The sequence below is a fragment of the Dryocola clanedunensis genome (genome assembly GCF_038405435.1).
GTDB lineage: Bacteria > Pseudomonadota > Gammaproteobacteria > Enterobacterales > Enterobacteriaceae > Dryocola > Dryocola clanedunensis_A.
Genome location: NZ_JBBYHZ010000010.1, coordinates 30267 through 50850, shown reverse-complemented (window position 1 = coordinate 50850; position 20584 = coordinate 30267). Strand labels below are relative to the sequence as shown.

The window sequence follows — 20584 nt, the reverse complement described above, 5'->3', positions numbered from 1 at the left end:
AAATTAGCAGGGTAGCCGCCGCATGCTCTCCTGTAGTAACGTAGCGATCCCCTTGCGTAAAACTTCGTGCTATGAAAGCAAAAATTCTGGTCAGCGCCTGCTTAATGGGTTTTAAAGTCCGCTATAACGGCTCTGAAAAAAGCCCGATGACGGAGCGGCTTGCCCGCTGGCAGCGGGAAGATCGTCTTGTCGTGCACTGTCCTGAGCTTGCGGCCGGGCTTGCCACGCCTCGCCTGCCCGCGGAGCTTTACGGAGGCGACGGCTCTGCTGCTCTGCAGGGGACGGCACGCATACTCGAAAGTGACGGTAGCGACGTCACGCAGGCCTATCTGCTTGCCGCATGGCTGGCGTTGCAAACGGCGCAGGAGAATGGCTGTCAGTTTGCTCTTTTAACCGATGGCAGCCCGACCTGCGGCAGTCAAAAAATCTATGACGGTCAGTTTCAGGGCAATACGCTGCCGGGCCAGGGTGTCGCCGCCGCGCTGCTAAGGCAGCACGGGATTGAAGTTTTTTCCGACGGTCAGTCGGATGCGTTAGAGCAGCGCATCGCGCAATTTGAAGGGAGTTCGGATGATTCGCTGTAAACGGGTTTATGAAGAGGCTACGCGGGATGACGGTTATCGCGTCTTTGTGGACAGGCTCTGGCCTCGCGGCGTGAAGAAAACGGATTTGCAGTTCGACGAATGGGCCAAAATGCTGGCCCCGTCAAACGAGCTGCGCAAGGCGTTTCACGGCGAAGCCATCGACTTCAATGAGTTTTCCCGCTGCTATCGCGAAGAGCTGAACGCGCAGCATGATGTGGCGAAGAAGCTAGCGCAGCGGGTGAACGAGCAAACCGTCACCCTGCTCTACGGATCTAAAAACACCGAACAAAACCATGCGCTGGTGCTGGCCGACTATTTACGTCAGCTGGCGGATTAGCGGACGGCCTGCTTCTCTGAAGTTTGCGAAACGGAAGGATTATCCAGCGGCATCAGATATTCGGCACGCACGAAGGCATACCCTTCACGACCATCGAACGACACCACGTCGCCCGTCACCAGCCACAGCGGATAGTTGGCCTCGAGGGGTAACTGCGTCACCACGCCGGTAACGGGGTTAACAAAACGCTCGCCCGGCAGGCACTGGCCAAACAGCTCAACGGCCTTGCCGATATTGACCCGACCCCGGTCGGTACGGGAGCCGATAATTAACGCCTGCGCGCCAGGCTTAAACTGGTACATATCCCATCTCTTATTCTGTTCACTTGCTGCAAATATCAGAACATTCTTAAGCGAAAAAGTAAACAGCGGGAGGTTTTATATGTGTCGGATGGCACTTCGCTTATCCGACCTACGGCACGGGTAATCAGTTTTTTTATGTGGGATGGCGTTTTGCTTATCCTAATTACGGCATGAGAAAGCAGGTTTTAGGGTGGATAAGCGTGAGCGTCATCCACCATTGCCGCTGAATCGCGGAGGCTTATCACACCTGCAAACAGAAGCGGCAGGAATGTAAAAACCCGCCGGAGCGGGTTTTGTGTTTAGTTCGGGCTGCGGGTCTGTACCCAGAAGCCATGAATCAGGCCGGGGATATAGCCCAGCAGGGTCAGGATGATGTTCAGAATAAACGCCCAGCCAAACCCTTTACCGATGAGTACGCCAAGGGGTGGCAGCAAAATTGTAATAACGACACGCCAGAATCCCATAAACTCTCCTGTTTGAAATTCATCCAACTGCTTGTTAATAAAATCTATTTTCACTAACAGCATAGCCTGGAACAGGCAAAATGCCAGAGCGCGGCCCGGCTTTTACCTATCTTTAGACATGAAAAAACCCGCCGTGGCGGGTTTTAGTATTCGCTGAAAACTGCGGTCTTTTAAGACTTACAGAGCAACAACGTTCGCTGCTGCTGGGCCTTTAGCGCCGTTTTCGATAGTGAACTCAACTTTTTGACCTTCGTCCAGAGTTTTGAAATCGTTGCTCTGGATTGCAGAGAAGTGTACGAACACATCTTTGCTGCCGTCGTCAGGAGTGATGAAGCCGAAACCTTTCTCAGCGTTGAACCATTTTACTAAACCAGTCATTTTATTAGACATTGAGACTTCCTCGATAATTTTGGCCACTCTGTGTGGCGAACGTGGTCTGTATTCCAGATCGTTTCTTATTCAGGCGCTTAGGAGGAGACTCACGAAGAAGGGTATCTATGGTGAACTGCTTTACTAAAACTGCTTTCATAAGGTCTGTCTTGCAAACCGATGACGCATTTACGCATGCCCCCTGCTACTAAGCAAGAATTATTTTCATTTACGGCTTCGCTATCCCCTTGTTGCCGCTTCGTTTATTTGGCCCGCAGACCTAGTGCCAGTAAGGCCCGGCATCACCTCTTTCATTAGAGTAATAAATTTACGCAGGCGGGCCGGGTAATAGCTCGCATAGGGGTATAGCAGGTAAATGGGCAGCGGCGCGGCCTGCCACTCCGGTAAAATATGCTGCAGGATGCCCGCATCAAGATCCTCTTTGACCACCCATGACGACACCATACCCACCCCCAGACCCTCTATTGCCGCTTTACGTACGGCATACAGGCTGTCCGTGCTCAGCCGTGGCGAAATATCGAAGCGATATTGTTCGCCGCTTGCCAGGTGATGTAGTGTCACGTCGTTGCGATAAAAACTGCTGAGCGCAACCCAGGGTAAGCCAGCCAGATCCGCAGGCTTGATCAGCGGCTCATGGCCAGCCAGTACCGAAGGCGCCGCCACGACCAGCCTGGGCACCTCGGCCAGCAGCACGGCAACCACGGCAGGATCGGTGATCGGGCCTACGTGAATCGCGCAGTCTATCCCTTCTGGAATAAAGTCCGGCGAACGATCGTTGAGGATCCACTCAATGCTGATTTGCGGATAGCGCCGCAGATAGTCGCCAAGGGGCCCGATAAGCTGGTCCTGTCCGAAGGCATGAGGCGCACGCACCCTCAGCACCCCTGCCGGTTCGTCCCGCGCGCCGCTTACTTCATCTTCGAGCATTTGCCAGCTTTCAATGAGCCTGCGCGCGTGCTGATAGCAGCGCTCGCCGTCATCGGTCAGCTTCATGGTATGCGTCGTGCGCTGGATAAGCTTCACGCCCAGCATCTGCTCAAGCGTCTGTAGCCGTCGGCTGATCGTCGGCTGCGTCGTTTCCAGCTGCGCAGCCGCGGCGGTCAGGCTGCCGCTTTCCACAATGCGCACGAAGGTCTGAAGTATGGCTATACGATCCCCGGCGGGGTTAAAGTTTTTATTCATACGCAGAGTGTATAACAGTTTTACCTTCGCGGGGGCTACAACACCGGTGGCATAACGATAAAAATGGCCGCACATTCACTGATTCAGGAGCGGCCCATGAGCCAGCAATCCGCAGTCTCCACGCCCGCCGCTAACGCGCTGTCCGGCAAACTTGTTTTCCTTCTCGCCCTTGGGGCCGGGCTTAGCGTAGCGTCAATCTACTACAGCCAGCCGATGCTCGGCGTTATCGGCAGCGCGTTTCACGCCAGCGTCAGCGATGTGGGGCTGGTCCCTACCCTGACCCAGATTGGCTACGCGTTCGGTATCCTCCTGCTCGCACCGCTGGGCGATCGGTTTGACCGCCGCCGCATCATTCTTGTGAAAGGCACGCTGCTTGCGCTGACGATGCTGCTGTGCGGATTCGCCTCCTCGTGGCACGTTCTGCTGCTGAGCAGCCTGGCGATCGGCCTGGTCGCCACGGTGGCCCAGGATATTATCCCTGCCGCCGCGACGCTGGCCTCTGACCATAACCGGGGAAAAATTGTCGGGATGGTGATGACCGGGCTGCTGGCGGGGATCCTGCTCTCGCGCGTGTTCAGCGGCGTAGTGGCAGAACTGCTGGGCTGGCGTGCGGTGTATGCGATCGCCGCGGTGGGCGTATGGCTGGTCACCCTGACGCTGTGGTACGTTCTGCCCGCTTTCAAACCGGAAACAACGTTGCGCTACCCCGCTCTGCTGCGTTCGCTGGGCAAGCTGTGGATTGATTATGCCGCGCTGCGCCGTGCCGCGCTGGCTCAGGGCCTGTTATCCATTGCCTTCAGCGCCTTCTGGTCAACGCTGGCCATCATGCTCGCCGACCGTTTCCATCTGGGCAGCGCGGTTGCCGGTGCCTTTGGCCTGGCCGGAGCTGCCGGGGCGCTCGCCGCACCGCTTGCGGGTTCGCTGGCTGACCGAAGAGGCCCAAATTTTGTCACCAAAATTGCCTCCGCGCTGGTGGTAGCCTCCTTCGCGCTGATGTTCGTCATGCCCCTGCTGCCGCTTCCGGCGCAGCTGGCGGTTATCGTCATCAGTGCGATCGGCTTCGACCTGGGGATTCAGGCCTCGCTGGTGGCGCATCAGACGATTATTTATGCCCTTAACCCGGCCGCCCGCAGCCGCCTTAACGCCATTATGTTTACCGTAGTATTCATCGGTATGGCGGCGGGTGCGTCTCTGGGCAGCCTGGCGCTGGCCTCCTTCGGCTGGACGGGGATGGTGGCTCTGGCTACCGCTGCGGCAGCGGGCGGCCTGCTCATCCGCCTGACAACCCGTTAATTTACGTGCGGGGGGCCGGTGGCTCCCCTGATTTCACTTGCCCTTCCGCTCAATATTTATTACTGTATATAAATACAGCTTTAATAAGGGTTTTTTGATGTTCGTTGAACTGGTATATGACAAGCGCAACGTGGCGGGCCTGCCCGGCGCAAATGAGAAGATCCTCGCAGAGTTAACCCGCAGGATGGCATCCCTCTTCCCGGACGCGCTGGTAAAGGTGAAACCGATGCAGACCAACGCAGTACACAGTGACTGCACCAAAACTGAAAAAGAGCGCATTAACCGCCTGATTGAAGAGATGTTTGACGAAGCAGACTTCTGGCTCGTTCCCGACGAGTAAATGGTATTATCACGCTGGTATCCCTTTTGACCGTGAGACAACCGCAATGAGAAAAACCACAGTTGTGCTGATTGTCGTCGCCATCGTTGTCTGGCTGGCCAGCCAGCAGGGCTGGATTTAAGCCGCACCCTGTCGCCCTGTAACCTCCTCGTCACCCGGGAGGTTCAGGTTAATAACCTGTCCCCTCCTTCAGAACAGCACCTTTCCCAGCCGGGCTCCCATCGTTTTATATTCCCATTGCGGTTCCGGAACGCCAATGGAGATAATTTTTTCTTATTCAGGGAAGCGCACCGCTGACCGTTAATATAAAAAACGAGTCCAGACAGCATTGGTCCGAAATAGGATGAGCTAATGCAAAATGTGGATCTATTGTTCAGGGGAGAAACAGCCCGCGCACGGTTTACACCCGAAACCCACGCGAAAAGCAGCCAAATTTCAGGCAAAAAAAAGCCACCCTGAAGGTGGCTTTTTCTGAATGCTGGTGCCGACTACCGGAATCGAACTGGTGACCTACTGATTACAAGTCAGTTGCTCTACCTACTGAGCTAAGTCGGCGACGGAGGGCATACTACACAAAGCGACTCGTCGATGCAATTCCCCGGTAAACCGTTTGCCGCTTTATTAACCGCAAACAATTAAATAACGAAATCAGCAGTATGCCTTTCAACCAGTTTTAGAACTGATAGCTGTAGTTCATGCTGGCGAACCACATGTACGGATGGCTGTAGCTGCCCTGCACCACTTCCGGCGTTGCCACTTTCCCCCCCTGCATATGGAGATATTCCAGCGCGAAGCCTACGTTGCTGGCCGGGGTCAGCTGGTACTGCGCGCCCGTCGCAAAACGCCATTCGTCGCCGGTTGGCATGGACAAGGAAACATTCCCCTGGCTGTGGTACGGCGTACTGTCAAACGCGATGCCGCCGTTCAGACGCCACTGATCCGTTGGGCGATACTGAACGCCTAACGCGGTGTGCCAGGTATCCTTCAGGCGGCTGCTGTTATCAACCGGCCGGCCGAGGGCGGTGATCTGCGGAGCGCCAAACTGGCTCCAGTCCTGCCATCCGAGGTCACCCATTACCGACCACTGCTTGTTGATGTCGTGAACCAGGCTGAGCATCAGCTGCTGCGGCTGATAAACCTGAGCAGACAGCGGCAGGTTATACTCTGTATTCGACAGGCGCGCCTTACCGTCGATGCTGAAATCGTATTTAGTTTCGCTGTTCCAGGTGATGCCCGCGCGGGTCTGGTCGGTCAGCTGCATCAGCAGGCCGAGGCGGTAGCTCATCGCCCAGTCATGATCTTTCTGCTTATGGTCATCGCCGTCAACGTCACGCGTTAGCGACAGGAAACCGTAGTTGACGTTAGCGGAGGCGCCAACGGAGACTTTATCGCTGAGCTTATAGGCCAGAGAGGGGCTGATGGTCATCGCCATCAGACTGCTCTTTTTAATCAGCCTGTCTCCCACCCAGTTACCATAATCGATACCGAGACCATAGTTGCCGTACATGCCGATACCGGCGTACAGGTTGTCGGTAATTTTCTGGCTGTAGAAACCGCTGGCGTTTGGCATCACGTCCAGCACGTTGCCGGGGCTTTTAAGCGACGGGTTGTCCAGCTGGTAGTCAATATTGCCGCCCAGCGCCTGAAGCCCACCGGTGATCATATGGTCCGGCAGCCGGGTCATCCCCGCGGGGTTGGTGACAATCGTGGACGCATCCTGAGCGCGGGCGGCCTGCCCTGCTCCGGCCAGCGCCGTGTCTTCCGTACCAATTTCATAGAAAAAGAGCGCACCCGCGTGGGTGACCGACGTGAACAGCAACCCTGAACATACTATGGCTATTTTTTTCATTTGCCAGCCGTCTCGTTATTTACGATGCTCAGAGTATAGATGGATGCGGGATAAGCGACAGTCATGTCCATTAATACGCTTATAAATAGCTTTGCTTTCATTGCTACTAATTAACTCCATAGTTATTACCTGCGGCTACCTCTCTTTTTGCAGAAGATAGAGCAGAAAAAGTTTAAATATAAATTATGACTTGCGCGAAATGCGCCCATAATACCGATTTCGCCCCGCAACAATCCAACCCCAGATAATTAATTTCATTTAAAGTTAAATTTAAACAGGTCCCAAAAGGTACTTGCGCAGAATAAATGATACCGTCATCGCTTTATTTTCTTGTAAACAGTTGATTAGCGAAATTTATTTCCATTCTGTAATGGAAAGTTTCAAGGTTTTACTATACTGACTGTGGCCCTTTAATGACGGAGAACCAACAATGTCCAACCATGTCCCCTTCAAACGGACAATGCTCGCCAGCATATTGACCCTGATGTCTGGCGCCGCGTCCATGGCTCAAGCCGCTCCTGCCACTGCGTCACCGAAACAAGACTCGTCAAAACCAAACATCGTCGTTATTTTCGGTGATGATGTAGGTTACTGGAACTTAAGTACTTATAACCAGGGAACAATGGGTTATAAAACGCCTAACATTGACAGCATCGCCAATGATGGCGCCAAGTTTACCTCCTACTATGCTGAGCAGAGTTCAACCGCGGGACGTTCTTCCTTCATTACTGGCCAGATGCCATTCCGTACCGGGATGAGTAAAGTCGGTATGCCTGGCGCGCCACAGGGCCTGAGCAAAGAAGACCCGACCATTGCCAACATCCTGAAACAGCTGGGCTACGCGACCGGTCAGTTTGGTAAAAACCACCTGGGCGACCGCGATGAGTTCCTGCCAACCGCCCACGGTTTCGACGAGTTCCTCGGCAACCTGTACCACCTGAACGCCGAAGAAGAGCCGGAGAACCCGGATTACCCGAAAGACCCGGCATTCCGTAAGCAGTTCGGCCCGCGCGGCGTGATCAAAAGCACTGCAGACGGCAAAATTGAGGATACAGGCCCGCTTACCGTTAAGCGTATGGGTACGGTTGACGAAGAGACCCTGGCCGCCAACAACGACTTCATGGAGCGCCAGACCAAAGCAGGTAAGCCATTCTTTACCTGGTTCAATACCACGCGTATGCACAACAAAACCCACCTGAAAGACGCAAGCGTTGGTGTTACCGGCCTTGGGACTTACGCAGATGGTATGGTTGAGCACGATAAAATGGTCGGCGAAGTGCTGAAGAAGATTAAAGATCTCGGCATCGAAGACAACACTATCGTTCTTTACACCACCGATAACGGCCCGATGCTTGCCACCTGGCCTGACTCAGGTATGACACCGTTCCGCGGCGAGAAGAACACCGGCTGGGAAGGCGGCTTCCGCGTACCGGCAATGGTGAAATGGCCGGGTCATATTAAACCAGGCACGATGATCAACGACATCTTCGGCAGTAACGACTGGTTCCCTACTCTTGTTGCCGCAGCGGGCGTTCCTGACATCAAAGAACAGCTGCTGAAAGGCTACAAAACCCCTTCAATCACCTACAAGGTTCACCTGGACGGTTACAACCAGCTGGACTACCTCCAGGGCAAAGGCGAAGACAAGCGTAAAGAGTTCTTCTACTGGAGCGATGACGGTGACCTGCTGGCGATGCGCTATGGCCGCTGGAAAGCGCACTTCATGATTCAGGAGCACACCGGTCTTGACGTGTGGCGTTATCCGTTCGTGAAACTGCGCGTGCCGATGATCTTCGACCTGGAGATCGATCCGCTGGAGAAAGGCGATACCGGTATGGACTACAACAACTGGTTCTACAGCCGTCTGTTCCTGCTGGGTGGCGCGCAGAAATATGTGGGTGAGATGCTGCAAAGCTTCCAGGAATTCCCACCGCGCCAGAAACCGGGTTCGTTTACCGTTTCAGACGTACAGGCATTAATTGAGCAAGGTTCTAAAAACAATTAATGCGTAACTGCACCGGGCAGATCTCTGCCCGGTTTTTATTCGGGGAAGCGTTATGAGATACAGCACGACATTGCCGGTAAAAGCATTACCGTCAGCAGAAATTTACGATGGCAAAGGCCCTGAATATAAACGCCGTTTCCACGTCATGGCGAAGCCGACCGGCTCCACCTGCAATCTTGATTGCACCTACTGTTTTTACCTCTCTAAAGAAGATCTGCTCCACCAGGATCGCCACACCGGCATGAGCGACGAGGTGCTGGAAAACTTCATTCGCCAGTACATCGACGGCCAGGACGGCGAACAGGTTGTCTTCTCCTGGCAGGGCGGCGAGCCGACCCTGATGGGGCTGGAATTCTTTGAAAAAGTCGTCAAATTTCAGAAGCAGTACCAGAAGCCGGGCCAGCGCATCGAAAACGACCTTCAAACAAATGGCGTGCTGATCAACGACAAGTGGGCTGAGTTTCTAAAAGAACACCGTTTTCTGGTGGGACTGTCGATTGACGGCCCACGGGAACTACATGACCGCTACCGCGTCACGCGCAGCGGCAAACCGACATTCGACAAGGTGATGAAGGGCGTCGAAGCGCTGAAAAAATACCAGGTTCCGTTCAACGCCCTCGTCACCGTCAACCGCACCAACGCGCGCTTCCCGCTGGAAGTGTACCGTTTCATGACCCGCGAGCTGGGCGCGACCTACGTCCAGTTCAACCCCTGCGTCGAGCCTGTGGATTTTAAAAGCACCGCTCCGCAGTTCTGGCGGGAAGACTCCATTCCCGTAACGGGCACCCGTCGTGCAAAACCAGGCGACCTGGACTCCATCGTCACCGACTGGTCGGTCGACCCGGAAGACTGGGGCAAATTCCTGATTGCCATCTTTGAAGAGTGGGTGAACAACGATTTAGGCCGCGTGCAGGTTAACCTGTTTGAAACTGCCGTCGCGCAGGTGATGGGCATGCCCGCGCAGATTTGCACCGCCTCAGAATTTTGCGGTAAGGGGCTGGCCGTCGAGAAGAACGGCGATATTTATTCCTGCGACCACTACGTCTACCCGGAATACCAGATCGGTAATATTGCAGAGACCAAACTGGCGCATATGGCCTTCTCCGAGCGCCAGCAGGCCTTCGGCATGGGGAAAAAAGATACCCTGCCGGAATACTGCAAAAAGTGTCCTTACCTGAAGCTGTGCTGGGGAGAATGCCCGAAAAACCGGCTGGTGCGCACGCCGGACGGTGAAACAGGGCTCAACTACCTGTGCCCCGGCATCAAAGCCTTCTTTAACTATGCCGAACCGATCCTCGTCGGGATCGCCACCCTTCTGAAACGTGACTTTGCAGGATTGCGCAAATGACCAACAGAGAGAAACTGCTCGAACTAGAGCTGCGTATGAACCAGCAGGTGCTGGGCCAGGAATCCCTGGTACGCATGCTGATTGTCGCCCTGCTGTGCGACGGCCACGTGCTGCTGGAAGGCTTACCGGGCCTCGCGAAAACACGTGCAGTGCGCGAGTTAGCGGCGCACGTAGAAGGCGAGTTCCGCCGCATTCAGTTCACCCCTGACCTGCTGCCGTCGGACATTACCGGCAGTGAGATCTATCAGCAGAACGCCACCCGCGAAGAAGACCAGTTCCGCTTCCGCCCGGGTCCGGTATTCGGCAACATTATTCTCGCCGATGAAATCAACCGTGCGTCCGCACGCGTGCAGTCTGCCCTGCTGGAAGCAATGGAAGAGCGCCACGTCACCGTCGCCGGAAAAACCTGGCCCCTGCCCGGCGTTTTTATGGTGCTGGCGACGCAAAACCCGGTCGACCAGGAAGGCACCTGGCCGCTTCCTGAAGCCCAGCTTGACCGCTTCCTGATGAAGGTGCTGGTTGACTACCCGTCGAAGGCTAACGAGCAGAAAGTGATGCAACTGGTGCGCGCCGAACAGCAGCAAAAGTACCAGGCAGGCGGCGGCGAAGCGCAGGCAAAACCGGCGGAAACGCTGATGCTGTCGCAGCAGGATATTGCTGGCTGCTGGCAGGAAATCTCAGCGGTCTACGTCGCGCCAGCCATCGAAGATTACATTGTGAACCTGGTGGACATGACCCGCCATCCGCAGGGCGCAAGCGATAAGCTCGCCAGCTATATTACCTTTGGCGTCAGCCCGCGTGGCACCCTGGCGCTGGACCGCTGCGGCCGCGCGCTGGCCTGGCTTGAGGGCCGCGATGCGGTGCTGCCGGAAGATATTCAGAAGGTCGCCCCCGCCGTGCTTCGCCACCGTCTGATGCTCAGCTATCAGGCCAACGCGGATAGCTGTTCAGCGGACGACGTCATCAGGCTGCTGCTCGACTCAGTGGTGGCGTAGTGGACAGCGCGCTGCAGGTTGACAGGCAAACCCTGATGGCCCTTGCTGGCGAAGCCCGGCTGTTATCCAATCCGCCGGGGCAAATCCCGCCCGGGGCGCTGGCGGGGGAGCGCACTTCACGTCAGCAGGGACGCGGGCTGAACTTTGACAGCCTGCGCCGCTACCAGCCAGGCGACGACGTGCGGCTGATTGACTGGCAGGCCACGGCCCGCCTGCGAACGCCGTGGATCCGCATGTATAACGAAGAGCGCGAACGCCCGGTGTTTCTGATTGTTGACCAGCGGATGGATATGTTTTTCGGCACCCGAGGCCAGACGAAGTCCGTGGCGGCGGCGAAAATTGCCGGGCTGCTGGCGTGGCGAAGCTGGCATGACGGCGACCGCGTCGGCAGCATGGTGTTCAGCGACGCAAAATACAGCCTGCAAAAATGCCGCTCTCCTCGTCAGAGCCTCCCGGTCATCCTCGACGATCTTTTGCAGTACAACCAGCGGCTGCCCGAACGCTACCCGGACGAGTCCCCGGCAAGCGTAACGCTCTCCTCCGTGCTGCAACACGCCAGCCGCTCCATCCCCAGCGGAGCGTGGGTTGCCGTGCTCAGCGACTTCCACGACCTGGATGCCGAAAGCGAGGCGCTGCTGGCGGCACTGCGCCGCCGCTGTGAAATCAGCGCCTTTGTGCTGCTCGACGATCTTCACCTCCGGCTTCCCGCCTCGGGAGATCTCGCCGCCAGCTATCAGGGGCATGAGGCCGCGTTCTCTTTGTCTCCGCGCCTTAAAGAGGAGATTCAGGAGAGCATCACCGCCCGCCTCTCGGCCCAGGAGAAACGTCTCACAAGGATTGGGGTCCGCGTCAATCAGATCGTTGTCGCCCAGGATCTCATCAAGCAGTTACAAAAGGGAGTCTGAATGCTGGAGAAAGGCTACAGCGTGCCGGAGCTGCTGCAACCCGCGCTACCGCAAACTATTTCCTGGTTCCCCCTGCCCCCGGGCTGGCTGGTGCTGGGCATCGTGTTACTCATCGCACTACTCATCTTCCTGCTGTTCCGCCTGGGCCGCTGGCGCCGCAACCTGTGGCGTCGTCAGGCGCTGGCTTCTCTCCAGCAGCCGCATAACGCGGACGGCTGGCTGGCCCTGATTAAACGCATTCTGCTGATGCATCAGCCCCGTGCGGCGGTCAGCCATACGGTCAGGCCCGAAGCGTTTCTGACCCAGGTGGAGATAGATAACGACCTGCGCCAGGCGCTGAATGAGAAATACTGCCAGCGGGACAACGAGCTGGACGCCCGCCAGAACGCCCGTCTGCAATCCCAACTGCAAGCCTGGCTGGAGAAACTGCCCTATGTCTGAGTTTCTGAGCCGCCTCGATTTTGCCTGGCCCTGGGCCTGGCTGCTGATATTCCTGCCGCTGCTGGGCCGCTATCTGCTGCCTTCGGATCGGGAAGTAAAAGAGCATGTCCGCGTGCCCTTTCTCCCGGATCTGATTGACGAGCTGAAGCTTAACAGCCAGCCGGTACGCAGCAGCAAAATCTCCGCCGTCCTGTTCTGGCTGGTGTGGATCCTGCTGGTTGCCGCCCTCTCCCGCCCTGAGTACCTGACGCCGCCCCAGCATATCCAGAAGCCGATGCGCGACGTGGTGCTGATCCTTGACGTCTCCGGCTCAATGGGCAAAAACGACGTGCAGGGCGGCATCACCCGTTTGCAGGCCGTGCAGGACTCCGTCCGCAAATTCGTGGCGGCACGCAAATCTGACCGTATCGGGCTGGTGATTTTCGCCAGCCAGGCCTGGCCTTTTGCACCGCTGAGCGAAGATAAACAGGCCCTGCAGACCCGCATTAATCAGCTGGCACCCGGCATGATCGGCGAGCAGACCGCCATCGGCGACGCGCTGGGCGTGGGGGTAAAACTCCTCGACAGCACCAGCAATAAAGACGCCAGCAAGCTGGCTATCCTGCTGACCGATGGTAACGACACGGCGTCTCAGCTGGCCCCGGCGCTTGCCGCCCAGCTGGCTGCCAGCAACCACGTTCAGGTGCATACCATCGCCTTTGGCGATCTGAACAGCACGGGGGACGACAAAGTCGATCTCCCGCTGATGCAGGACATTGCCCGCATTACCGGCGGCAAGTCCTGGACCGCCGCCAGCTCCGGCGCTTCGCTGGACAGCGTCTGGCAGGAGATCGACGCCATTACCCCCGTGCAGGTGAAATCCATCGGCTGGTCCTGGCATATTCCGCTGTTTGAATGGCCGCTGCTGGCGGCGCTGGCGCTGCTGATACTGCTCGCTGCCGGGCGCTTTGTGCGGGAGAGAAAAGCATGAGCGACTTCCATTTCGTCTATCCGTGGCGGCTGCTCGGGCTGCTGATTTGCGCCCTGCTGTGGTTCGTCTCCGCGCGCCAGCGCGGCGCCTGGCACCAGATTATGGATAAGCCGTTTGCCCGCGCGCTGATTATCGGCCGGCAAAAGCGGCTGATGCAGGTGCTGCCGTGGCTTTGCGCGCTGGGCGTTATCGCCCTCGCCGGGCCAACCTGGCAGCGCGAGCTGCCCGCAGCGCTGACCCAGCAGAGCAATATGATGGTGGTGCTGCAACAGGATCCGGCGATGTATGCCCAGGATCTGGCGCCGAGCCGCCACCAGCGCATGCAAAGCAAAATTATGGATCTGATGTCCCGCTCCACGGGCACCCGCTTTGGTCTGGTGGTCTACAACACCCACGCTTATCTGACCACGCCGCTGACCCTGGACCCGACGTTCTACTCGCTGTTTTTGCATGCCCAGACCCCGTCGCTGCTGCCGCAGGGGGAAGGCTCCGGTCTGCAGCAGGCCATCGCCCTGGCGCTGAAAAACATGCCTGAAGACGCTCAGGTTCCGCGCAATATCCTGCTGGTTGCCGATACCGTATCCCCTGCGGATGCGGCCTGGCTTGCGCAGCTTAAAGCACCCGTACAGCTGTGGGTGCCCGGTACCGCTCGCGGTGGCGAACTGCCGGAAGCCTGGTCCCGGCAGGGCATTGATACGCGCCTGAACGTTGACCGCTTCAGCCAGATTCGTGACGGTGGCCTCCCGGTTACGCTGGTCACCAGCGACGACAGCGATCTGGACGTTATTACGAGCCATATTCAACGGTCCGTTACCGCCCAGAACAACGCGCGCGGCGATCTGCACTGGAAGAACAGCGGCTATCTGCTGGTCATTCCGATGCTGCTGTTGCTGCTGCTCGGGCGCCGCCAGCTGATCTGCTGGCTGGTCGTACTGGTGCCGCTGATGTCCATACCGCAAGGCCACGCCGCCCTGCGGGACGCGTGGATAAGCCCGGATATGCAGGGCCAGCACGCCTTCGATAAGGGTGATTACCAACGGGCGGCGGAGCTTTTCCAGGATCCCCTCTGGCAGGGCATTGCTTACTACCGGGCCGGGGATTTTGTCTCCGCCGCCGCCGCGTTTCGCCAGGCTCCGCAAACCCCGGAAACCCTTTTATGGACCGGCAACAGCTATGCCCAGCAGAAGCAGTGGCAGCAGGCTATCAACAGCTACGACCGGGCGCTGAGCCTGCGCCCCGACTGGAAAATGGCGCTGGATAACCGCGCTAAAATTTCGCAAATCATCATGTCGCTACGCCAGAAAGAGCGCGATCGCCAGTCGGCCCAGGGCAAAGAGCAGGACTACAAGCCCGATGAAATTAAACACGATCTGAAAAAAGATCAGGGCGTGAATCAGAAGGATATCGGGCAGGTCGCAGGCAGCAGCCCGCAGGTTAATCAGTGGTTTGAAAACCTGGAAGTATCCCCTTCTGGCCTGCTGGAAAACCTGTACCGCGCTAACACGGAGGAGACGCCATGAGAGCGCTGATCGTACTGCTCCTGCTGGCCGTGCTGCCCGCCCGGGCCGCAATGGATATCACCCGCGAGCTTGAGGCGCCGGAGCATCTGGTGCCGGGCCAGCCGGTCACCGTTGTGGTCACCTACTGGACGGACACCTGGTTCAACCCGCCGCCGGAATGGCCGGACTTTAAAATTGAAAACGGTTCGCTGCTGGCCACCCGACTGCCAAACCAGCTGCTGACCCGCCAGAAAAACGGCACCAGCTGGAGCGGCATCCGCATGGAGCGCCAGGTGTCGGCTTGGGATCAGGGCCTGCTGCGCCTGCCCGCGCTGGAGATCACCCTCTCCTCTCCCGGCCAGCCGCCGGTCACCGTGCCGCTGCCGGAACTCAAAAAAGAGGTCGTCTGGCCAGAAGGCGTGAAGCAGCCGGACCGCTTCTTGCCTGCGGCCAGCCTTGAGATGACGCAGAAAATCACCCAGTTCAACGCCGGTAACGACAGCACGCTGCACGCCGGGGACGTGGTGGAACGGACCGTGACGGTAAAAGCAGTCGGCATTCTGGCAAATCAGGTGCCGCAGCTGCTGTACGCCATACCCGGCACCGGAACCCAGCGGCTCACGCCGGTCAATACCCTGCTGAAATCTGGCCGGGGGGATGTACAGGGCGCTCAGCGTGTGGAGCGGCTGCGCTATCTGCCTTCGCAGGCAGGGACCATCACGCTGCCCCCCATTAAGTTACGCTGGTGGGATACCGCTCATCGGCAGTGGCAGACGGCTGAGCTGCCCGGCGCGTCATTTAACGTTGCCGGTGCCCGTGCGGCCGGCAGCGAGTCTGTCCTGCGCGGCACCACCGGCGAGGACAAATGGCATCTGGCCCTGTCCGTCGCGGCTATCGCCCTTGTCGCCCTGATTATCTGGTTTACCCGCCGCCTTCTGTGGCGAAGCCTTAACTACCTGCGCCACGTCTGGCGTCGCTTCTGGGACCCGGTTCAGCTTCCCGACCTGTCGCCCACTAAAAGGGGAAAATAATGAAACATAAACTGCTGCTCTCCGCCCTGCTCGTCGGGGCCGTCTGCTCCGCCCATGCCGACCCGCTCGCCAGCTGGAACGACACGGCGGCCAAAAAATCCATTGAAGAGTGGGTACAAAACGCCACCAACAAAGACCGCTCCACGTTCATCCCGCCTGAAAAGCGCTACGTGGTGTTCGATAACGACGGTACGCTTTGGCCGGAGGCGCCGCTGACCTTCCAGCTTCAGTTTGCGGTGGATGAAGTGAAACGCCTCGCCCCGGAACACCCGGAGTGGAAAACCGATCCTGTTGTCACCGCCGTGCTGAACAACGATTTAAAGGCCGTAGCGGAGTCGGGTCAGAAAGGGCTGATGAGGCTGCTGGAGCTGACGCACAGTGGTATCACCACCGAAGAGTTTGACCAGCGCGTCAGCAGCTGGATGGACGCGAAGAAAGACCCGCGCTTCGGCTGCCGCTACGACCAGCTGGGTTATCAGCCGATGCGCGAGCTGCTGGACTACCTGCGGAAGAACGGCTTTAAAACGTGGATTGTCTCCGGCGGCGGCATCGACTTTATGCGTGTCGTCTCGCAGAAAATGTACGGCATCCCGCCGGAACAGGTTATCGGCTCGTTCGCCCTCAGCGACTTTACCCTCACCGACAACGGCACCGAGCTGCGCAAAAATATGAAGGGCGCGTTTTATGATGACGCGACCTCCAAGCCCGTCGCCATTCATCTGTTTATGGGGCAGCGCCCGGTGGCGGCCTTCGGCAACAGCGACGGCGATCTTGCGATGATGCAGTACACCGCCGCCAACCCGGACTACAAAACCTTTGGCCTGCTCGTTCACCACACCGACGGCGAGCGGGAATATGCCTATGACAGCCACCCGTCCGCCAGCGGAAAACTGATTGAGGGGCTGACGCTGGCACCGCAGAAAGGCTGGACGGTGGTGGACATGAAACAGGACTGGAAACAGGTATTTGACCCAAAATTATGCCCCGTGAAGAACTGAGCAAATTTTTAAAACTGTGCAATGATTGAATCACTGGCGGCGCGCCAGCTTGCTGATAAAAGAGACAATCATGAGCACACTATTGGGCCATCCTTTATTTTTATTCGTTACCTTGCTTATCGTATTACCGCTGGCATCGGCGTTAGGGGTATTATGCCTGCGCCGACAAGGCAATCTGGATGAAGAGACGCTAAAGGATTTCGGGGTCGTCCAGGCGGCGACCCTGACCCTGCTGGGTCTGCTGATCGGCTTCAGTTTTTCAAATGCGGTCGGCCATTACGACCAGCGTAAGGACACCGAATCCGAAGAGGCCAACGCTATTGGGACGGAATTACTGCGCGTTGATTTGCTCACCCCGGCAAACGCCAGCGTTGCCCGGGAAGAACTGATTAAGTATCTGGATTTACGCATCGCGTTTTATCAGCTGCACGATAAAAATAAGCTCGCCGAGCTGGATAAACAGACCGCCCTTTCTCAGGCGCGGCTCTGGAAAACCATTAAGGATGAAACCGAGCTCTCTAAAACTCCCGTCACGTCGCTGGTAGCCTCGGGCATGAACGACGTCATTAATACCCAGGGCTACACCCAGGCGGCCTGGATAAAACACTTCCCGCCTTCGGCCTGGATCCTGCTTATCTCCATTTCGCTGATTTGTAATATTCTCATCGGCTACGGCTCGCACAGTAAAAAAGGCAATAAAGTTTACCTGTTTATTCTTCCGGCGATTATTTCTATCGCGCTGACCATGGTAGCGGATATCGGCAGCCCGCGCGGGGGGATGATTCGCATCGAGCCGCAAAACCTGGAGCTGCTGAAAGCGTCGCTGACGCCCGCCGGGATTTAGGCATTAAAAAACCGTCGCGTGAAGCTTGTACAACAAGTTTCACGCTGACGGTTTGAGCCAATGGCTAAAGCGGTTTAAGGGGATCTACCGGCTCCGTTATTTTGTCAGGATCGAACGCCGGGTCATCCGGAATCGGATCTTTATCAGGGACATCGGGAAGCGGTTCGCCATTGGGTAAAGGATCGATAAAATCAGGACGGTCAGACATAGTAGCCTCCGGACAGCTGTCAGCAACTGACACCGAAAGGGCATGGCCTATTTTTTCTGTTTAGGTTTTTTCTCGTCATTCTTCGGCGATTTAACCGGGTCTTTTGGCTGCTCTTTCGACACGTTCATTACAATGCTTTTCATCGTATACTCCGCCAGATTAGGCAGCATTTTGCTGCCCTTGAAGTATAGCCGTAAGCCTCGTTAACGCGAGCGAAGCGGCAGGCCAACCCGCCCGCTTCCGCTAAGGATAAAAATTAAAAATTCCTCGCTACGACTCCCCCGGATGCACGACAATGGGGGCCAAATCATCAAGCAACGAGGTTCTATGTATACGTTTCCCGCCACCGTCATCTTTGATGAAGAAACCAGCCAGTACGAGATAAGCTTCCGGGATTTCGCGGCCGTTGATGCGGTCGCCTTTAGCGAAGAGGACGTTGAACTGGACGCCCTGGATGCCCTGCTGGCGGGCGTGGGTGAACTCATTGATTCACGCAGCAGGGTTCCTGCGCCTTCCGAACTGAAGGACGGTGATATCGCCGTTCATCTGCCTGTGCTGGCCAGCCTGAAGGTTGCGTTAAGCAATGCGATGCTGGCTACCGGCACGCCTAAAGCCCAGCTTGCCAGAAAGCTCGGCCTTAACGGCCCGCAAACGGAGCGGCTGCTTGATATCGGCTATGCCTCGAAGGCTGAACTGCTGGAGCAGGCGCTCTACCTGCTGGGCTACCAGGTTTCGGTGGCGGTGACCCCGCTCTGAGACGTCCGAATGCGCTGAAATTATCGCAAATCAATATAATCACATACAGTGACTGATAACATGGAGTTATTGGTTTGCATTAGTAGTGAGAATATGACGGTGAATTGGGGTTATAAAGCGGCAACTTTGCTGCTTATCTGTCTGGGGCTGCTCTGGTCAATAATGCTGGTGAATACTTTCGATGTGTCGGCTCATCTGGTTTCGTTTCTCGACAAGCTCGAAGGTCTGAACGTGTAAAATGGCCTTCCGGCACGGCGTCTCCGGCCGAAAGGCGCCTGTCTTAGTTCAGCGCTTTAGCCAGGTCTTCTTTAACCTGGGTACGCTGCTCCGGCGTCAGCACCTGGTTCACGCCGAAGTAGTACTTCACGCGGTAGTAGCGAACCTGCTGATCCAGCTGGCCGAACGCGGCGAGCTGCTGCTTAACTTTAGCGTCATCCCACTTGCCTGACTTCACCACGTCCAGCAGCGCACCGTCTTTAAAGCCGTCGATTTTGATGCTTTTAATGTTGCTGTCGAACTGGTGGTGCAGATCTTCGAGTTTAGCCACCTGCTCGTTGCTGAGCTTCAGGTGCTGAACAACGGGATCCTGCGTCGGCGCAGGCACGGCATCATTAGTCGCAGCCTGAGCGGCAACGGAGAAACCGGCGGTGATAGCAACGGCGAGCAGGGTGTTACGAAAAAGTTTGTTCACAACAAATCATCCTTAAAAAAATCAAAAGAGGGTAAATTATTCCCCACGATGAGATGCCGCGCTGCAACAAAGTGTAAAATTTAAAAATAGATATTTCAGATAGATAGGCGAATTATGCCAGCGGAGAAGATTGGCTTATACGGCCCCGATCCCGAGGCCTGTTCTGAATCCAGATCTGTTTATGAGCGGTTTTCGCAGCCTGCCTGCGTCCGGTCGATAATCTGCGTCCCTTCGACGCGGTAGCCAAATTTGCCAAACAGGAAGGCGTGGTTAAGCTGGTAAACAACAACGTCGCTCAGGCCTACGGCGCATTTATCCTGTTCAATCGCCCTGTCCATCGCGGTTTTCACGCTCGGAATGGAGAGCGGGAAGATAACAATCGTCGCCTTGTCTTCACCCGTAACGCGTTTGCCCTTCACAAATTTCGCCGCGTTGAGATTGTAATTTTTGGTGCTGCCAACGGTCATATCCGCCACGCGGACGGTACAACCCGACAGGAGTACTGCTCCCAGCGCAACGGCGATAAGCTTCTTCATAAAATTTTCCTTTTGCATGGTCGCCGCCAGCTTAGCAGTATCGTCCTCAGGTTTATAACAATAATAATCTGATAATTCCCTCAGCTGCGCAGAACAAAATCTTTTGTAAATAATGGGTTACGAATTTTAAAGCCGCGCCGTTTTATGTTACCTTTCCTTACAAGCTCACAAAAAAGAGATCTGACATGAAACTGACCTTATTTGTTAGCCTCCTTGGCTTACTTCCCGCCGCCGTCAATGCGGCTACCGCTACACAGCTCTCCTGCTCGCTGCGCAAAAACGTCGTTATTTCACGCTTTAGCCATAATCTGTCCACCATGAAATGGGGCGACCATTTCATTATTGCCTCCGGCCTGAAAAAAAATCGTACGGAAGAGAACGTGCCATTTCGCGTGACAAGCTTTCAGAACGGTGACGACCTGGTATTTTTTCCAGAAAGCGAAAAATATTATATGTTTTATTCCGGCAGCCCGGAGCCTGACAGATGTATCGTTCAGGGTTCAAAAACTTATGAAATAACCCAGCTTCCCAGGTATGAAAAGCCTCAGGTTTAATACCGTTCATAATCGAAAGAAAGGCCCGCCAGAAATACAGTTTCCGGCAGGCCTGCTGCGGC

General features: G+C 56.4%; 26 protein-coding genes and 1 tRNA gene. 18 read left to right on the top strand and 9 right to left on the bottom strand.

Translation table 11 applies throughout. From position 1 onward, the window contains the following. The first annotated feature begins 71 nt into the window (after window positions 1-71). Together AAE045_RS18450 and AAE045_RS18445 are read left to right on the top strand one after the other, a co-directional pair. Window positions 72-584, top strand: a complete 513-nt coding sequence (locus AAE045_RS18450; RefSeq protein WP_455548953.1) for a DUF523 domain-containing protein — start codon at window positions 72-74, stop codon at window positions 582-584. Beyond that, complete coding sequence (locus AAE045_RS18445; RefSeq protein WP_455548952.1) at window positions 571-921, top strand: DUF488 domain-containing protein; 351 nt, start codon at window positions 571-573, stop codon at window positions 919-921. Before AAE045_RS18450 ends, AAE045_RS18445 begins: the two co-directional genes overlap by 14 nt. Here the strand turns inward: AAE045_RS18445 and AAE045_RS18440 are convergent. From AAE045_RS18440 to AAE045_RS18425, 4 genes are all read right to left on the bottom strand, one after another. Continuing rightward, window positions 918-1223: a hypothetical protein gene (locus tag AAE045_RS18440; protein WP_455548951.1), complete on the bottom strand. Its 306-nt coding sequence runs from the start codon at window positions 1221-1223 to the stop codon at window positions 918-920. The genes AAE045_RS18445 and AAE045_RS18440 overlap by 4 nt on opposite strands. Before the next feature lie 299 nt (window positions 1224-1522). After that, window positions 1523-1687 (bottom strand): YqaE/Pmp3 family membrane protein, encoded by a 165-nt coding sequence (locus AAE045_RS18435; protein ID WP_455548950.1) that lies wholly within the window; start codon window positions 1685-1687, stop codon window positions 1523-1525. A 177-nt stretch (window positions 1688-1864) separates the two neighbouring features. Further along, on the bottom strand, window positions 1865-2077 hold the full coding sequence (gene cspG / locus AAE045_RS18430; RefSeq protein WP_202307349.1) for a cold shock protein CspG: 213 nt from the start codon (window positions 2075-2077) through the stop codon (window positions 1865-1867). A 219-nt stretch (window positions 2078-2296) separates the two neighbouring features. Then, window positions 2297-3259: a LysR family transcriptional regulator gene (locus AAE045_RS18425; protein WP_455548949.1), complete on the bottom strand. Its 963-nt coding sequence runs from the start codon at window positions 3257-3259 to the stop codon at window positions 2297-2299. A 96-nt stretch (window positions 3260-3355) separates the two neighbouring features. On the opposite strand from AAE045_RS18425, the gene AAE045_RS18420 reads away from it, so the two are divergent. The 3 genes from AAE045_RS18420 (at window position 3356) to AAE045_RS18410 (ending at window position 5013) form a co-directional block, all read left to right on the top strand. Further along, window positions 3356-4552, top strand: a complete 1197-nt coding sequence (locus AAE045_RS18420; protein ID WP_455548948.1) for an MFS transporter — start codon at window positions 3356-3358, stop codon at window positions 4550-4552. 97 nt (window positions 4553-4649) lie between these two features. Continuing rightward, window positions 4650-4892, top strand: coding sequence for a DinI-like family protein (locus AAE045_RS18415; RefSeq protein WP_455548947.1), 243 nt, complete (start codon window positions 4650-4652; stop codon window positions 4890-4892). After that, on the top strand, window positions 4855-5013 hold the full coding sequence (locus AAE045_RS18410; RefSeq protein WP_455549024.1) for a hypothetical protein: 159 nt from the start codon (window positions 4855-4857) through the stop codon (window positions 5011-5013). Before AAE045_RS18415 ends, AAE045_RS18410 begins: the two co-directional genes overlap by 38 nt. A 358-nt stretch (window positions 5014-5371) precedes the next feature. Here AAE045_RS18410 and AAE045_RS18405 read toward each other — a convergent pair. Both AAE045_RS18405 and AAE045_RS18400 read right to left on the bottom strand, forming a co-directional pair. Further along, window positions 5372-5447 (bottom strand) — tRNA-Thr (locus AAE045_RS18405). A gap of 118 nt (window positions 5448-5565) precedes the next feature. Continuing rightward, entirely contained in the window at window positions 5566-6741 is a 1176-nt protein-coding gene (locus AAE045_RS18400; RefSeq protein WP_455548946.1) for an OmpP1/FadL family transporter, read from the bottom strand. Between the two features lie 430 nt (window positions 6742-7171). Between AAE045_RS18400 and AAE045_RS18395 the strand changes: the two genes are divergently transcribed. The 10 genes from AAE045_RS18395 (at window position 7172) to AAE045_RS18350 (ending at window position 17777) form a co-directional block, all read left to right on the top strand. Continuing rightward, a complete protein-coding gene (locus AAE045_RS18395; RefSeq protein WP_455548945.1) occupies window positions 7172-8746 on the top strand; it encodes an arylsulfatase in 1575 nt (524 codons plus the stop codon). Window positions 8747-8798: 52 nt separating this feature from the next. Further along, window positions 8799-10094 (top strand): anaerobic sulfatase maturase, encoded by a 1296-nt coding sequence (locus AAE045_RS18390; RefSeq protein ID WP_455548944.1) that lies wholly within the window; start codon window positions 8799-8801, stop codon window positions 10092-10094. Further along, window positions 10091-11089 carry an AAA family ATPase gene (locus tag AAE045_RS18385; protein WP_455548943.1) on the top strand — a complete coding sequence of 333 codons (999 nt, stop codon included), beginning with the start codon at window positions 10091-10093 and terminating at the stop codon, window positions 11087-11089. The genes AAE045_RS18390 and AAE045_RS18385 overlap by 4 nt, the downstream gene beginning before the upstream one ends. Further along, on the top strand, window positions 11089-11994 hold the full coding sequence (locus AAE045_RS18380) for a DUF58 domain-containing protein (protein WP_455548942.1): 906 nt from the start codon (window positions 11089-11091) through the stop codon (window positions 11992-11994). Before AAE045_RS18385 ends, AAE045_RS18380 begins: the two co-directional genes overlap by 1 nt. Next, window positions 11995-12435 (top strand): DUF4381 family protein, encoded by a 441-nt coding sequence (locus tag AAE045_RS18375; RefSeq protein WP_455548941.1) that lies wholly within the window; start codon window positions 11995-11997, stop codon window positions 12433-12435. Next, window positions 12428-13405, top strand: a complete 978-nt coding sequence (locus tag AAE045_RS18370; RefSeq protein ID WP_455548940.1) for a vWA domain-containing protein — start codon at window positions 12428-12430, stop codon at window positions 13403-13405. Before AAE045_RS18375 ends, AAE045_RS18370 begins: the two co-directional genes overlap by 8 nt. Further along, window positions 13402-14925, top strand: coding sequence for a vWA domain-containing protein (locus AAE045_RS18365; protein WP_455548939.1), 1524 nt, complete (start codon window positions 13402-13404; stop codon window positions 14923-14925). Before AAE045_RS18370 ends, AAE045_RS18365 begins: the two co-directional genes overlap by 4 nt. Beyond that, window positions 14922-15935 carry an oxygen tolerance domain protein gene (locus AAE045_RS18360; RefSeq protein WP_455548938.1) on the top strand — a complete coding sequence of 338 codons (1014 nt, stop codon included), beginning with the start codon at window positions 14922-14924 and terminating at the stop codon, window positions 15933-15935. The genes AAE045_RS18365 and AAE045_RS18360 overlap by 4 nt, the downstream gene beginning before the upstream one ends. Further along, entirely contained in the window at window positions 15935-16933 is a 999-nt protein-coding gene (locus AAE045_RS18355) for an HAD family hydrolase (RefSeq protein ID WP_455548937.1), read from the top strand. The genes AAE045_RS18360 and AAE045_RS18355 overlap by 1 nt, the downstream gene beginning before the upstream one ends. A 70-nt stretch (window positions 16934-17003) precedes the next feature. After that, window positions 17004-17777 carry a hypothetical protein gene (locus AAE045_RS18350; RefSeq protein ID WP_455548936.1) on the top strand — a complete coding sequence of 258 codons (774 nt, stop codon included), beginning with the start codon at window positions 17004-17006 and terminating at the stop codon, window positions 17775-17777. Window positions 17778-17841: 64 nt separating this feature from the next. Here AAE045_RS18350 and AAE045_RS18345 read toward each other — a convergent pair whose 3' ends face one another. After that, entirely contained in the window at window positions 17842-17985 is a 144-nt protein-coding gene (locus AAE045_RS18345; protein ID WP_455548935.1) for a hypothetical protein, read from the bottom strand. A gap of 327 nt (window positions 17986-18312) precedes the next feature. Here AAE045_RS18345 and AAE045_RS18340 point away from each other — a divergent pair, with 327 nt between their 5' ends. Then, a complete protein-coding gene (locus AAE045_RS18340) occupies window positions 18313-18741 on the top strand; it encodes a hypothetical protein (protein ID WP_455548934.1) in 429 nt (142 codons plus the stop codon). Between the two features lie 99 nt (window positions 18742-18840). Further along, a complete protein-coding gene (locus tag AAE045_RS18335) occupies window positions 18841-18978 on the top strand; it encodes a hypothetical protein (protein WP_455548933.1) in 138 nt (45 codons plus the stop codon). Between the two features lie 43 nt (window positions 18979-19021). Here the strand turns inward: AAE045_RS18335 and AAE045_RS18330 are convergent, their stop codons facing one another. Both AAE045_RS18330 and AAE045_RS18325 read right to left on the bottom strand, forming a co-directional pair. After that, entirely contained in the window at window positions 19022-19432 is a 411-nt protein-coding gene (locus AAE045_RS18330) for a Spy/CpxP family protein refolding chaperone (RefSeq protein ID WP_455548932.1), read from the bottom strand. Between the two features lie 179 nt (window positions 19433-19611). After that, window positions 19612-19968: a hypothetical protein gene (locus AAE045_RS18325; protein ID WP_455548931.1), complete on the bottom strand. Its 357-nt coding sequence runs from the start codon at window positions 19966-19968 to the stop codon at window positions 19612-19614. A gap of 185 nt (window positions 19969-20153) precedes the next feature. Between AAE045_RS18325 and AAE045_RS18320 the strand changes: the two genes are divergently transcribed. Continuing rightward, window positions 20154-20522 (top strand): hypothetical protein, encoded by a 369-nt coding sequence (locus AAE045_RS18320; RefSeq protein ID WP_455548930.1) that lies wholly within the window; start codon window positions 20154-20156, stop codon window positions 20520-20522. The last annotated feature ends 62 nt before the right edge of the window (window positions 20523-20584 follow it).

Bases quoted from the DNA above. Each gene is read 5' to 3' on its own strand.
- AAE045_RS18390 (WP_455548944.1), top strand. From the start codon at position 8,799: ATGAGATACAGCACGACATTGCCGGTAAAAGCATTACCGTCAGCAGAA.
- AAE045_RS18320 (WP_455548930.1), top strand. From the start codon at position 20,154: ATGAAACTGACCTTATTTGTTAGCCTCCTTGGCTTACTTCCCGCCGCC.
- AAE045_RS18370 (WP_455548940.1), top strand. From the start codon at position 12,428: ATGTCTGAGTTTCTGAGCCGCCTCGATTTTGCCTGGCCCTGGGCCTGG.
- AAE045_RS18365 (WP_455548939.1), top strand. From the start codon at position 13,402: ATGAGCGACTTCCATTTCGTCTATCCGTGGCGGCTGCTCGGGCTGCTG.
- AAE045_RS18355 (WP_455548937.1), top strand. From the start codon at position 15,935: ATGAAACATAAACTGCTGCTCTCCGCCCTGCTCGTCGGGGCCGTCTGC.
- AAE045_RS18395 (WP_455548945.1), top strand. From the start codon at position 7,172: ATGTCCAACCATGTCCCCTTCAAACGGACAATGCTCGCCAGCATATTG.
- AAE045_RS18445 (WP_455548952.1), top strand. From the start codon at position 571: ATGATTCGCTGTAAACGGGTTTATGAAGAGGCTACGCGGGATGACGGT.
- AAE045_RS18375 (WP_455548941.1), top strand. From the start codon at position 11,995: ATGCTGGAGAAAGGCTACAGCGTGCCGGAGCTGCTGCAACCCGCGCTA.
- AAE045_RS18400 (WP_455548946.1), bottom strand. From the start codon at position 6,741: ATGAAAAAAATAGCCATAGTATGTTCAGGGTTGCTGTTCACGTCGGTC.
- AAE045_RS18385 (WP_455548943.1), top strand. From the start codon at position 10,091: ATGACCAACAGAGAGAAACTGCTCGAACTAGAGCTGCGTATGAACCAG.
- AAE045_RS18425 (WP_455548949.1), bottom strand. From the start codon at position 3,259: ATGAATAAAAACTTTAACCCCGCCGGGGATCGTATAGCCATACTTCAG.
- AAE045_RS18440 (WP_455548951.1), bottom strand. From the start codon at position 1,223: ATGTACCAGTTTAAGCCTGGCGCGCAGGCGTTAATTATCGGCTCCCGT.
- AAE045_RS18360 (WP_455548938.1), top strand. From the start codon at position 14,922: ATGAGAGCGCTGATCGTACTGCTCCTGCTGGCCGTGCTGCCCGCCCGG.
- AAE045_RS18415 (WP_455548947.1), top strand. From the start codon at position 4,650: ATGTTCGTTGAACTGGTATATGACAAGCGCAACGTGGCGGGCCTGCCC.
- AAE045_RS18325 (WP_455548931.1), bottom strand. From the start codon at position 19,968: ATGAAGAAGCTTATCGCCGTTGCGCTGGGAGCAGTACTCCTGTCGGGT.
- cspG (WP_202307349.1), bottom strand. From the start codon at position 2,077: ATGTCTAATAAAATGACTGGTTTAGTAAAATGGTTCAACGCTGAGAAA.
- AAE045_RS18435 (WP_455548950.1), bottom strand. From the start codon at position 1,687: ATGGGATTCTGGCGTGTCGTTATTACAATTTTGCTGCCACCCCTTGGC.
- AAE045_RS18350 (WP_455548936.1), top strand. From the start codon at position 17,004: ATGAGCACACTATTGGGCCATCCTTTATTTTTATTCGTTACCTTGCTT.
- AAE045_RS18345 (WP_455548935.1), bottom strand. From the start codon at position 17,985: ATGTCTGACCGTCCTGATTTTATCGATCCTTTACCCAATGGCGAACCG.
- AAE045_RS18340 (WP_455548934.1), top strand. From the start codon at position 18,313: ATGTATACGTTTCCCGCCACCGTCATCTTTGATGAAGAAACCAGCCAG.
- AAE045_RS18450 (WP_455548953.1), top strand. From the start codon at position 72: ATGAAAGCAAAAATTCTGGTCAGCGCCTGCTTAATGGGTTTTAAAGTC.
- AAE045_RS18420 (WP_455548948.1), top strand. From the start codon at position 3,356: ATGAGCCAGCAATCCGCAGTCTCCACGCCCGCCGCTAACGCGCTGTCC.